The 12491-nt window shown below is 44.6% G+C and carries 8 protein-coding genes; 6 read left to right on the top strand and 2 right to left on the bottom strand.

Features of this window, described 5'->3' with window-relative positions; all coding sequences use genetic code 11:
• Window positions 1-35: 35 nt before the first annotated feature.
• Window positions 36-1487, bottom strand: coding sequence for an SUMF1/EgtB/PvdO family nonheme iron enzyme (locus tag Q1A18_RS10580; protein ID WP_299579383.1), 1452 nt, complete (start codon window positions 1485-1487; stop codon window positions 36-38).
• 319 nt (window positions 1488-1806) lie between these two features.
• On the opposite strand from Q1A18_RS10580, the gene porU reads away from it, so the two are divergent.
• The 6 genes from porU to Q1A18_RS10550 all read left to right on the top strand — a co-directional run bounded on the left by porU (window position 1807) and on the right by Q1A18_RS10550 (window position 10117).
• Window positions 1807-5421: a type IX secretion system sortase PorU gene (porU, locus tag Q1A18_RS10575; protein ID WP_299579380.1), complete on the top strand. Its 3615-nt coding sequence runs from the start codon at window positions 1807-1809 to the stop codon at window positions 5419-5421.
• Window positions 5422-5537: 116 nt separating this feature from the next.
• Window positions 5538-6704: a type IX secretion system outer membrane channel protein PorV gene (gene porV, locus Q1A18_RS10570; RefSeq protein WP_299579377.1), complete on the top strand. Its 1167-nt coding sequence runs from the start codon at window positions 5538-5540 to the stop codon at window positions 6702-6704.
• Window positions 6701-7189, top strand: a complete 489-nt coding sequence (gene ispF / locus Q1A18_RS10565) for a 2-C-methyl-D-erythritol 2,4-cyclodiphosphate synthase (protein ID WP_299579374.1) — start codon at window positions 6701-6703, stop codon at window positions 7187-7189. The genes porV and ispF overlap by 4 nt, the downstream gene beginning before the upstream one ends.
• Complete coding sequence (locus Q1A18_RS10560) at window positions 7186-7548, top strand: CoA-binding protein (protein WP_299579371.1); 363 nt, start codon at window positions 7186-7188, stop codon at window positions 7546-7548. Before ispF ends, Q1A18_RS10560 begins: the two co-directional genes overlap by 4 nt.
• A 1-nt stretch (window position 7549) precedes the next feature.
• Entirely contained in the window at window positions 7550-7882 is a 333-nt protein-coding gene (locus tag Q1A18_RS10555; protein ID WP_299579369.1) for a thioredoxin family protein, read from the top strand.
• Between the two features lie 60 nt (window positions 7883-7942).
• Entirely contained in the window at window positions 7943-10117 is a 2175-nt protein-coding gene (locus Q1A18_RS10550; protein ID WP_299579366.1) for a tetratricopeptide repeat-containing sensor histidine kinase, read from the top strand.
• Here Q1A18_RS10550 and Q1A18_RS10545 read toward each other — a convergent pair.
• The gene (locus Q1A18_RS10545; RefSeq protein WP_299579363.1) at window positions 10114-12114 is read right to left on the bottom strand and encodes a urocanate hydratase; all 2001 of its coding nucleotides are present in this window, start codon (window positions 12112-12114) and stop codon (window positions 10114-10116) included. The two genes, Q1A18_RS10550 and Q1A18_RS10545, sit on opposite strands and share 4 nt — an antisense overlap.
• Between the last annotated feature and the right edge of the window lie 377 nt (window positions 12115-12491).

Genomic DNA, 12491 nt, shown 5'->3' with positions numbered 1-12491 from the left:
TCAAATGAGGTTTAAATGGAATTTGCTTATTTTTTTTAGAACCCCTGAGGGCTTCCTACTCTTGTCATTGCACAACGGAAACCAATATCATTGCTTGCCTGATCTTGTTCCAGATAACGTCGTGTCCCAGGAATGAGCCAGTAAGCACGATCTTTCCATGATCCACCTTTGTAAACCCGCACGTTGTCTGAAATTAACGAGGTGAATTGTCCGGCTTCGTCTGACTTCAGATACATATCTTCAGTGGACAGCTGATCCTGTAAGGCTTGCCAGTCCGGTCCTTCAATGATCTGAGAACTGTAGTCTCCATCCTTAAAGTTTCGGTAATCGGCAATGGTGTCCTGAATTAACTCGCCATATTCGTTGCGAACCAGATTTCCATCTCCATCCCGGCGATATTGCGTGAACACATTTCCGCGGAAAGGTTGAAATTCGTCAACATCCTGTTGGTTCATCGGACGGTATACGTCAGCAACCCATTCGTTTACATTTCCGGCCATACAATACAGACCATAATCATTGGGATGGTATGAATTAACTGGAGCTGTAATGTCGGCGTTGTCATTAAGAGCACCAGCCATACCCATCATATCTCCACGACCACGAACAAAGTTTGCCATCATCTGTCCGCGGTCTTTTTTGGAGTCATCGCGCAGGTAACTTCCATTCCAAGGGTAAAGTTTGCGCTCAGTCAATAATTCGCCATCGGCATTTCCAATCAAACCGTAGGCTGCATATTCCCACTCTGCTTCGGTTGGAAGCCGGTAATTGGGGAGCAGAACTCCATCTTCCCACTTAAGCTTGCGCGCATTTCCGGCAGCATCTTCAATGGGATTATCGCCTTCTGTACCTTCATAAAGTCCGGCCAAATAGCTGTTTGTCGTGTAGACATTCTGACCTGTTTGGGTATTGTCGTGTTGCAGTACGCCACGATCAACCAGAATTTGCTCGTTGACACGATCTGTCCGCCATTTGCAATAAGCGTCGGCTTGCAACCAGCTAACTCCAACTACAGGATAGTCGCTGTAAGCAGGATGTCTGAAATAGTTTTGGATATAAGGTTCGTTATAGCCCAACTCTTTGCGCCATACCAAGGTGTCAGGCAGGGCCGCTTTGGCTTTTCCCGGGTGCTCCGGGTAAACCCGTTGAAGCCAGAAAATGAATTCACGGTAGTCAAGATTCGAAACTTCGGTTTCATCCATATAAAACGAAGCGACAGTTACCCGTCGGGGCATGTTGTTCCAATCATACATAACGTCTTGCTCCACACGTCCCATTGTGAATGTTCCCCCTTCGATGAAGGTGAGTCCGGGGCCTGTAATTTGGTTGTAATCGCCATCGGCTTGAAAACCTCCGTTGTCAGGATTGTTGTATTCCCATCCGGTTGTACTTGATGCTTTTTTTGCTTTGCCACCTTTCCCTAAAAGCCCACAACCTGCCATCAAGACAGCCAAACTTAAGAATAATACGGCCTTAAATTTCATCATCTGTATTTTCAGTTTGATTTTATTATGCACAAATATAACTAAATTGTTCTATTCTTATTGTTTGGTTTGTACAACTTTTTAATAAGAAATTGTTGAATAGTCTTTGTATTTTTGCCTATTTGCAAGAGAAAACGACATTATTCTCTTTGATTAATGATCCTTAATTGTTAGGGATTTATGGTTGAAGGAGTTTCATTTTTAAATCAAGAGTCTTGTTTTGATGAGATCATATTTGTTTATTTTAATTATTTTCTTGTACTCAGAAGCTGTGTCTGGCCTTCCTGATCAGCGTCAGATTTTGTGGCAGAATGCTGCAACGATGAGCGATCTTCAACCAGTGGGAATATTTGAGAATGCTTATATCACCGACGAAGGACTGCCCATTTACCAAGAGGTAATTGAACTGGAGGGACCCCATAAACGGATTGATCTGATCAACCTTGTATTTGAGACGATTGATGGCCAAGGAACGGAGTTGAAAGCACTAGCAGACTCGCTTGTAGTTAAGCCCCGCTATGTTTCTTCGGATGGGAAGTTTTTTGCCATGCTTCATTTTATGCCAGTTATTCGGGAAGGTAATTCGTTAAGACGCTTGGTTTCATTTGATATCGAGACATATACTGTGTCGGCGAAGTCCGTACGTCTGAAGAATGAGGTTCAGACGCGATCGTCGGTTTTGGCTTTCGGAAAATGGGTGAAAATAAAAACTACTGCTGAGGGAGTACATCAAATTACATACGCTCAGCTTCAGGAGTGGGGCTTTAGCCAGCCTGAAACTGTTTGTTTGTATGGCAACGGAGGTTATATGCTGCCAAAAATGAACGACGAATTCTACTGGGAAGACTTACAACAAAATGCAATTTTTCATGGACAGAATGGTCAGGGGGAAAAGTGCCTGTTCTTTTATGCTACCGGAACAGTGCGCTGGGAGTTGGATGGAACTACCAGACAGTTCGTTCATGCTCGAAACGATTATTCGGATCATGCCTATTACTTTTTAACGGATCAGGGCAGTCAAATGACGATTGCCACGGCCCCTGAAATTATAGCCCCTGCCAATTACCAGACTTCCACTTTCGATGAGCGATTGGTTCATGAACTGGAACAGGAAAACCTGATCCGGTCAGGACGAAGGTGGTTTGGTGAAAAGTTTTCGAACGGGCAAAGCCGGTCTGTGGTTTTACCACTTTCAAACCTGGCCGACGCGCGAACTGTTCATGTTGATTTGACCGGGGCCGGACGTTCGGGAAGTAGTTCTGCCTTTCAGGTGAGTTTTAACAATTCGGATGTTGATGCCTTAAATTTCACCCCAGTGAATATGGGCGATGCTGTTGCCACCTATGCCGACCTGGAAAGTACCTCGTACGAAGTTACCTCTTCCGAAGAACGCCTGAATGTTGGCTTGCGCTACAGCGCTTCGAACAACACTTCCTTTGCCTGGCTCGACTTTATAAGATTGAACTATCGGCGCAAGCTCGAGGTGAAGGATCAACTGCTGTTTCGTGATTTAGCCAGTGTTGGAAGCGGTATGCTGACCCAATTTGACTTAACCGTTTCCGGCGGCGATTGGCAGATTTGGGATGTAACTGATTTTACTCAGCCTGTATCCATGCCTTTTTCCATTGAAAATAGCCGGGCGAGTTTTAAAGCAGCTACCGATGAGTTGTGTGAGTTTGTGGCTTTCAATACGAGGGCTGAATTGCCCCGGCCGGACTTGGTTGGACCGATTGATGCACAAAACCTGCATGGCCTGACCGGGATGGATATGGTAATTATTACACATCCTGACTTTTTGAATGAAGCCAATGCCTTGGCTCAATTTCATGGGCAAAATGGAGCCTTGGCCGTTGAAGTGGTGACTCCTGACAAAATTTACAATGAATTCTCCGGAGGAGCGCCCGATGTAGCTGGTATCCGCAATTTTTTGAAAATGCTTTACCAGCAGCCGAGTTCATCGCTGAAATATGTGCTTTTGTTTGGCGATGGCAGTTATGACAATAAAAACATCAGCGGGGAAGCCACCAATCTTATTTTGACTTACCAGTCGCCCAATTCCCTGCTGCCAACTTCGTCTTTTGTTACCGATGACTTTTTTGTGCTTTTGGATGAAGGCGAAGGTGAATATCAGGGGATGATTGATTTGGGAATCGGACGTATTCCGGCCAATACCGTTGCTGAAGCAAAAATTGCCGTTGATAAAATCAGGAATTATGCCAGCAACAGCTCACTGGGCAATTGGCGCAATGTTATTGCCTTTATTGGCGACGATGAGGACTCCAATGTGCATATGACTCAAGCGGAAGGCTTGGCCACGATTGTCAATGAAACCAGTTCGGCATTTTATACCGATAAAATCTATTTTGATGCTTATCAGGAACAGTCAACAACCAGTGGCAACCGGTATCCGGAAGTGAACGAGGCCATTAACAATAGGGTAAAAGAAGGGGTGCTGATCCTGAATTATACCGGACATGCCAGCGAAACGACGCTGGCAGCCGAAAAGGTGTTGACCCCCAGTGAAATTGATAGCTGGTCGAACTACAATAAGCTCCCGGTTTTAGTTACGGCAACTTGTGAGATTAGTCGGTTTGATGCCGATGAGAAGAGTGGGGGCGAGCATATTCTTTTCAATCCCAATGGTGGAGGCATCGGCCTTTTCAGTACCACCCGGGTTGTTTATTCCAATCCGAATTATGTGCTGAACAAAGAATTTTATGCCCATGTATTTAGCCAGGATGAGCAAGGAAATAACCTGCGCATGGGCGATGTGCTGAAGCGCTCCAAAAACGGGGTCAATACCGGAATTAATAAACGAAGTTTTACACTCCTGGCCGATCCTGCACTGCGCTTGGCTTTCCCGAAATTTCATGTTCAAACAGAAACGATCAATGGTCAGCCAGTCAGTGAACTGACCGAAGGGTTAGGAGCCCTGTCGGTGGTGACCATTGCCGGGAAGGTCACAGATCATACCGGTAAGGTGTTGACCGATTTCAATGGCGAGTTGATGCCGGTGGTGTATGACAAGAAATATCCGGTGGAAACGCTGGGAAATAATGGTGAAGAGCCTTTCAGTTTTGAAATGCAGGATCATGTTATTTACAAGGGAGTTACTTCGGTGACTGATGGCCGGTTTGAATTCTCATTTATCATCCCCAAAGACATTTCTTATGCTGTGGGAAGCGGTAAAATCAGCTACTATGCTAGCAATGGCGAGCTTGATGCACATGGCGTTTTTGATGAGTTTGAGATTGGAGGTGCGGTTGATGGTTCCGTTAATGATACGGAAGGGCCTGCCGTTGATCTTTATCTGAATGGTCCGGAGTTTAAATCGGGCGACCGGGTTGGGAAAAATGCGGTTTTAATTGTTAATATTGAAGATGAGCATGGAATCAATACCATCGGGGTAGGAATCGGGCATGATATTACGCTGGTTCTGGATGATGACTATTCGAATGTGCTGGTGCTGAATGATTATTTTTTAAGCGAAAAGGACAGCTATAAAAAAGGACAGGTTATTTTTCCCCTGAACAACCTGAGTGTGGGGGAGCACACGCTCAAGTTTAAAGTGTGGGATGTGCTGAATAATTCAACGGAGGTTGAAATTCGGTTTGTGGTTGATTCCAAGCTCGAAATTGTAAGTTTGGAAACTTATCCCAATCCGGCCAGTGCTGTTGCTAACTTTGTTTTTACGCACAATCGTCCGGATGAATCGTTCGATACCCAGCTGGAAATCTACAACCTGTCCGGCAGTTTGGTCGAGGTGTTAAAACAGCGTCTGGGTTCAAACGGAACGGAAAGTTTACCGTTGGTGTGGCCAATCAATGAAAGCCAGATGTTGGTGCGCAACGGCGCTTACCTTTATCGGGTTATCATTACAGCCGACGATGGTTATTCGGCCAACAAAGCCGGTAAAATTATTATTTCGCGCTATTAGTTTGTTCTGTGATATACTTTTTACGCCTTACGCTACGTTCTCCATTTTGGGTTTCCTGCTTGGGAACTCTTTTACGATGATCTATATTTGCAATTCAATACCTTGAAATAGTGATAATGAAAAAACGATTTACAGTTCTTGCTTTTTTGATTGGACTTATGCTCTTCTCCAACGAGACTTTTGCACAGGCCACTTCATCAACAACAGGAGCTAACACAATTTTAACCGGTGTGCCTTTTCTGACAATTGCGCCTGACTCACGGGCCGGAGCAATGGGAGACGCCGGAGTTGCCTCTACGCCAGACATGAATTCTCAGCATTGGAATCCTGCGAAATATGCTTTTATCGATAGCGAGATGGGGGTTGCTCTTTCTTATACCCCTTGGCTGCGCAACCTGGTTGATGACATTAACCTGGCCTACCTGGTGGGGTATAAACGCCTGGATGACTTACAAGCGCTCAGTGCTTCGCTCCGTTATTTTTCATTGGGCGACATTTCGTTTATGAGTGATTATGGTGATTTTCAAGGTCAGCAAAGTCCCAATGAGTTTGCGATTGATGTGGCTTACACGCGTTTATTAAGCGACCATTTTTCCGGATCGGTGGCCATGCGTTACATCCGGTCGGATTTAACCGGCGGGCAGTTGGTTAATGGAGTGCCATCAACAGCAGGTAATTCTTACGCAGCTGACATTGCGTTTTATTACCAGAATGAAATGCGGGTGAACCGGAAGGAGTCCGTTTTTTCGGCCGGTATTAATATTTCCAACATCGGTAGTAAAATTTCCTATACCGACGGGCAAACCAAAGACTTTATTCCTACCAACCTGAAGTTGGGAGTCGGTTATCAAACCGAGATGGATCAATACAACACCATCGGTTTTTATTTTGATATCAATAAATTATTGGTTCCTACACCAAGTACAGATTCAGTTGATATTGTGGAAGGTGGTTTTAGCGAGGATAAATCGGTAATTTCCGGTATCTTCAGTTCATTTGGCGATGCGCCCGGCGGGCTGAAAGAAGAATTGCAGGAGATTAGCTATGCCGTGGGGGCTGAATATTGGTACAACAAGCAGTTTGCCTTGCGCGTTGGTTATTTTTATGAGAATGAAAATAAAGGAAACCGGAAATTCATGACAGCAGGAGCGGGCTTAAGATTGAATGTTTTTGCCCTCGATTTTTCTTACCTGATACCAACGGTGCGGAATCATCCGCTTGAAAACACCTTACGTTTTACACTTTCATTTGATTTCGAATCTTTTAACAACCAACGCCGATGATGCCATTTCGTATTGGGTACGGCTACGATGTTCATCGTTTAGCTGTCGGAGAAAGCCTGTGGTTGGGAGGGATCCTTATTGAACATGATAAAGGAACCGTTGCCCATTCCGATGGCGATGTGATTATTCATGCTTTATGTGATGCGATGCTCGGAGCCGTGAAGCTTCGCGACATTGGTTATCACTTTCCTGATAATTCAGCCGATTTTAAAAATGTGGATAGTAAAATATTGCTGGCCAAAGTAAAAGAGTTGGTCGAAAGTAAAGGCTACGTATTGGGGAATGCAGATATTACCATTGCAGCCCAAAAACCTAAGTTGAAAAATCATATTCCTTTGATGGAGCAAAAGCTGACGGAAGTGCTGCAGGCTGATGATCAGGCCATTTCAATAAAAGCAACGACCACCGAGCAACTTGGTTTTGAAGGAAGAGAAGAAGGCATGTCGGCGCATGCTGTTGTCTTATTAGTGAAAAAAGAATCATGAAAAAAAATACCTTGGTCATTGGGGCCAGCGAAAACCCCGATCGTTATTCTCATAAGGCGATCAAAGCTTTACGCAACAACGGACACCCGGTGGTGGCCATTGCTCCACGTGCAGGAAAAGTGGAAGATGTTGAGTTTGACACGTCTAAAAAGCCTTACTCCGAAATTGATACAGTAACGCTTTATGTGGGGCCGCGCCATCAGCCCGATTATTACGATTACCTTTTTGAGTTAAATCCCCGACGGGTTATTTTCAATCCGGGAACTGAAAACCAGGAGTTGATTCAAAAACTGGAGCACAAAGGAATAGAGGCCGAAGAAGCCTGTACATTGGTGTTATTAAGCATTGGGGCCTACTGATATGTATCAAACCATTCAAACACTGGAAGAATATCAAGCGCTGGTTGCCAATGAACCTGCGCTTTTGGTATACTATTCAACGGTTGAGTGCCAGGTATGCAAAGTGCTGAAACCGAAAGTGGGAGAAATGATCCGGCAGCACTTTCCAAAGGTTAAGCTGGCCTATGTCAATCTCAATGAGTCGCCGGAGTTGGCGGCCCAAAACCGTATTTTTGTGGTGCCAACCCTTCAGGTGATTCTAGACGGGCATGAGTATATTCGGAAGAGCAGAAGTTTCAGTATTCATGAACTCCAGGAGCAGTTAGCCAGACCTTATCAGTTAATGTTCTCCTAAAAAATTTGGAAAAACAGATAAATTAAGGTTATTTTTACTAGTAATATTAAAGTTTTTGCTTTGAGGAAACTAGTATTAAGTTTTTTTCTTCTTTTGTTTAGCTCCATGACTTCCATTCATGGGCAGGTCCAAACTTCAAAAATAGATAGTCTGCTTGAGGTTTTACCCCGTTTGCATGGTGCTGATCTGGCTGATGCCAGCCTTGAATTGGCAGACGCTTACCTGTATCTTACTCCGGAAAAAACGATTGAGTATGGAGAAAAAGCACTTGCTTTGTTAGCTGACTCCGACAGGTCAAATGAACTCTGTTATGCTAAGCTGTTAATTGGTACCGGCTATATTGCAATCGGTGAATTTAACAAAGGAGAAGAGTTTATTACCCCCGCATTGTCCCTTGCCCGCAAAATAAAAAATGCCAAGTATATCAGCATTGGGTTAAGTGCTTTGGCTGCCTTTCATATGAATACCGGAAATTATGCCAAAGCCATGGAGTTGTTTAAGGAAACCCTGGAAAAGGCAACGCAGGCAGGTTTACCCGACTGGGAGGCCCGGGCCAAGTTAAACATCGGATCTCTTTTAACCAACCAAGGCGACCGAGCCGGCGGATTGCGCTATATGACAGAAGCTTTGGCTTATTTTGAGTCTTCGGGCAATGCGCCTGTTGTAGCGCGAATCATGAACAATATTGCAGTCAACTATCATGCCTGGCGTGACTATGATCTGGCCTTAAAGTATTATCGTAAAACGCTTCGTGCCTATGAAGTCTCGGGCGATTTGCTTGGAAAGGTGGTTGTCTTGAATAACATTGGCGAAATATACAAAGATAAAGGGCAGTATGACATGGCCCTGCAGTACTACGATCAGATTTTTGACCTGGCAGAGAACAACTCAATCAGCGACTTTTACCTGGCTATTGGAAAGGTAGGATTGGCTGAGACCTATTTGCTAAAAGGCAATAATTCGTTGGCGCGCGATTATGCCAATCAATCCCTGCATGTTTTTGACTCACTTGGTATGAAGGAGGGAGAGATTAATGCCAATCTGATTCTTTCTCAGGTTAATATGCATGAAGACAAGCTGGTTCGGGCCAATGAAATAGTAGATGCCTGTTTGATTGAGGCGAAGGCTATTGGTTTGAAAGAGTTAATTCAAAAAGCCTATCTCTTGAAATCAGAAATTCTTCAGAAACAAAAAGACGATAGCGGGGCTTTGGAGAATTACAAAAAATATGTGGCAATTGCTGACTCCCTGAAACTGGAGAAGCAAACCCATCAATTGGCTCTTCACCGGGCGGAGTTGGATCTTTCAGAAAAAGAAAATGAAATTGAGTTGCTGCAGAAGGATAATGAAATCAAAGATTTGCAGCTGATCAAGCAAAAGTCTCAATCACGAACATTTATTGTTGCCATTGCATTGCTGCTGGCTTTGGTGGGCCTTTCGTTAAGCTACAATAAAGCCCGGAAAAGAGCGAATGACTTGTTGCAACAGAAGAATAAGCAAATTATTGAACAGCATGAAGAGTTGCTGCGGGTTAATCAGACCAAGGATAAGTTTCTGTCGATTATCGGGCATGATTTGCGGAACCCGATAGGAGCCTTTAAAGACATGGTGAGCCAGTTGGCCGAATTTCCGGAAATGTTTGATGAAGCACTGCGCAGTCAGATTCTTGAGGAACTTCGCGATGAAGCAGAGAGTACTTATTTTTTACTGGATAATTTACTTTTATGGGCTAAAGCGCAGAAAAACAGCATTCAATTTAAACCGGAGAAGCTGAAGCTAAATCTGGTGATTAAGAATAACATCATTTTAAATTCGCGAACTGCCACCCGTAAAAAGATTGACTTGAAGGCAAACATTCCTGAAGAAGTGCTGGTTTATGCGGACCACAACATGGTTGATCTGGTTGTTCGTAACCTACTCTCGAATGCCCTGAAATTTACACCGGAAAATGGGAAAGTTGACATCCTTGTAAAACCGGTGGATGCCAATTTCATCGAAGTAAGTATCAAGGACACCGGTGTTGGCATTGCAGAGAACGACCTCCCGAGGCTTTTAGATCCCAACGACCACTTGTCAACTTATGGTACGAGCAACGAAAAAGGCTCGGGACTTGGTCTGGTTTTATGCCGCGAGTTCATCGAAATGAACGGCGGGAAACTAGAAATTCAATCCCGAGTAGGACGCGGAAGTACCTTCAGTTTTACGCTAAAAAAATACAGGGCAGATCAAGCCTAAAACAGCCCTTTTAAAACCTCGTCAGAGCTTTCATGAGGTAAGGTGACCTTAAGGTTGGGATTGGCTTCCATGGCTCGCTTAATGGCAAAAACAGCCGATGAGTTCCCAGCCCAGTTACGACGGGCAATCCCATTATTCACATCCCAATGAAGCATCATTGCTAAGCGTTTGTCAGATTCGGCACTGCCATCAATGGTGAGACCAAAGCCGCCGTTGATTGACTCGCCCCAGCCAACGCCACCGCCATTGTGAATGGAAACCCAACTTGCTCCCCGGAATGAGTCCCCAATGACGTTCTGGATGGCCATATCAGCCGTAAAGGCAGAGCCATCATAGATGTTTGATGTTTCGCGGTAAGGCGAGTCCGTTCCTGAAACATCGTGGTGGTCGCGCCCCAGAACAATCGGAGCAGAGATCTTTCCATCCCGAATTGCTTGGTTAAAAGCTTGTGCCAGTTTGATGCGTCCTTCTGCATCGGCATAAAGGATACGGGCTTGAGAACCAACAACCAATTGATTTTTACCTGCTTCTTCAATCCAATGAATGTTGTCCTGCATTTGCGATTGAATTTCAGCGGGAGAATGTTGGTAGATTTCGCGCAGTACTTCTGCAGCAATTTCATCTGTTTGCGCCAGGTCAATGGGATCTCCCGAAGTACATACCCAGCGGAAAGGGCCAAAGCCGTAATCGAAGAACAGCGGGCCCATAATATCTTGGACATAGGATGGGTAACGGAATTGCTGATCCGCTTTAAACACATCCGCTCCGGCACGGCCAGCTTCCAATAGGAAGGCATTACCATAGTCCCAGAAATACATGCCTTTTGAAGTCAGTTTATTGATTGCTGCAACATGCCGGCGCAGGGTTTTATAAACTTCTTCTTTAAATTGTTCAGGTTGTTCGGCAAGCATTTGTTTGGCTGTTTCAAAATCGATTCCGGCAGGATAGTAGCCACCTCCAAATGGGTTGTGCAGTGATGTTTGATCTGAACCGAGATCAACCACAATATTTTCGTTCGCAAATTTCTCCCACAAATCAACAATGTTACCTTGGTAAGCAATTGAAACCGCTTCTTTGTTTTGTTTGGCTTCCTGCATCCGAACGATTAGCTCATCCAAATTTTCATAAACCTCGTCAACCCAGCCTTGCTCATGGCGAACCTGTGTGGCTTTGGGGTTAATCTCAGCAACGACTCCAACCATACCGGCAATCTTAGCTGCTTTGGGCTGAGCACCTGACATACCGCCTAAGCCGGAAGAAACGAAGATTTTTCCAGCCATGTCGGTGGCTCCTTGCAGGCGAGCGGCGTTCATCACGGTAATGGTGGTTCCATGCACAATCCCTTGCGGCCCGATATACATGAATGAGCCGGCAGTCATTTGTCCGTATTGCGTGACTCCAAGGGCATTCATTCGTTCGTAATCGTCGCGTCCGGAATAGTTCGGGATCACCATCCCATTGGTGACTACTACCCGTGGCGCATTGGGATGTGATGGGAAAAGTCCCATCGGATGGCCTGAGTATAAAACAAGGGTTTGCTCATCTGTCATTTCAGACAAGTATTTCATGCAAAGGCGGTACTGAGCCCAGTTTTGAAACACAGCTCCATTGCCTCCGTAGGTAATGAGCTCGTGTGGATGTTGGGCCACGGCATAATCCAGGTTGTTTTGGATCATTAGCATGATACTGGCTGCTTGGGTGGAATGAGCAGGGTAGTCGCTAATTGGCCGGGCTTTCATCTCGTAATCCGGACGAAGTCGAAGCATGTAGATTCGCCCATAAGTGTTGAGTTCTTCAGCGAACTCAGGTGCCAAAATGGCATGTTGCTCTTCCGGGAAATAACGCAGTGCATTTTTTAATGCTTGAATTTTTTCAGCTTTTGATAGAATGTCTTTTCGCTTGGGAGCGTGATTGATAGCCGGTTCATAGGCTTTTTTAGGGGGAAGTGGATTTGGAATACCTTCTCGGATTGCTGCTTGAAATTCGAATTTTGTCATAACCGGATTTTTTGGTTCACCTTTTGAATAATTAGCTCTGACGACAAATTTGGGACTTTCCCCGAAAAGAAACATTGATTTTCATTCGGTTTTGTAATATTTATACACCGGATATTCGGTTTTAGACGTTCAGATATTCGAAAGCTTACGATTAAGTTGAAGGATTGAAGGATTGAAGGATTGAAGGATTGAGGAGGGAGGAACGCGCAGACCAATTGTTGTAGTGATAGAATGTTGAATTAAACTATGAATAAATAATTTTGGAATATAAAACACCCATGACAAAAGAATTTGGAGATAAAGGATAGCGATTTTAAAAACCGGGACTGCCGTCCGAAAATCAGAATATCTGACAATCTTAATTCTTGAGTTTTGGC

Source organism: uncultured Sunxiuqinia sp. (assembly GCF_947495665.1).
In the GTDB taxonomy this organism is placed as follows: Bacteria; Bacteroidota; Bacteroidia; order Bacteroidales; family Prolixibacteraceae; genus Sunxiuqinia; species Sunxiuqinia rutila.
This window is presented reverse-complemented; position numbering and strand designations above follow the sequence as displayed.

What these genes read in the sequence shown, in the direction of transcription:
- Q1A18_RS10560 (WP_299579371.1), top strand. Translation starts at nt 7,186, where the DNA reads ATGAAAAAAAATACCTTGGTCATTGGGGCCAGCGAAAACCCCGATCGT.
- Q1A18_RS10545 (WP_299579363.1), bottom strand. Translation starts at nt 12,114, where the DNA reads ATGACAAAATTCGAATTTCAAGCAGCAATCCGAGAAGGTATTCCAAAT.
- porU (WP_299579380.1), top strand. Translation starts at nt 1,807, where the DNA reads ATGAGCGATCTTCAACCAGTGGGAATATTTGAGAATGCTTATATCACC.
- porV (WP_299579377.1), top strand. Translation starts at nt 5,538, where the DNA reads ATGAAAAAACGATTTACAGTTCTTGCTTTTTTGATTGGACTTATGCTC.
- Q1A18_RS10555 (WP_299579369.1), top strand. Translation starts at nt 7,550, where the DNA reads ATGTATCAAACCATTCAAACACTGGAAGAATATCAAGCGCTGGTTGCC.
- ispF (WP_299579374.1), top strand. Translation starts at nt 6,701, where the DNA reads ATGATGCCATTTCGTATTGGGTACGGCTACGATGTTCATCGTTTAGCT.
- Q1A18_RS10580 (WP_299579383.1), bottom strand. Translation starts at nt 1,487, where the DNA reads ATGATGAAATTTAAGGCCGTATTATTCTTAAGTTTGGCTGTCTTGATG.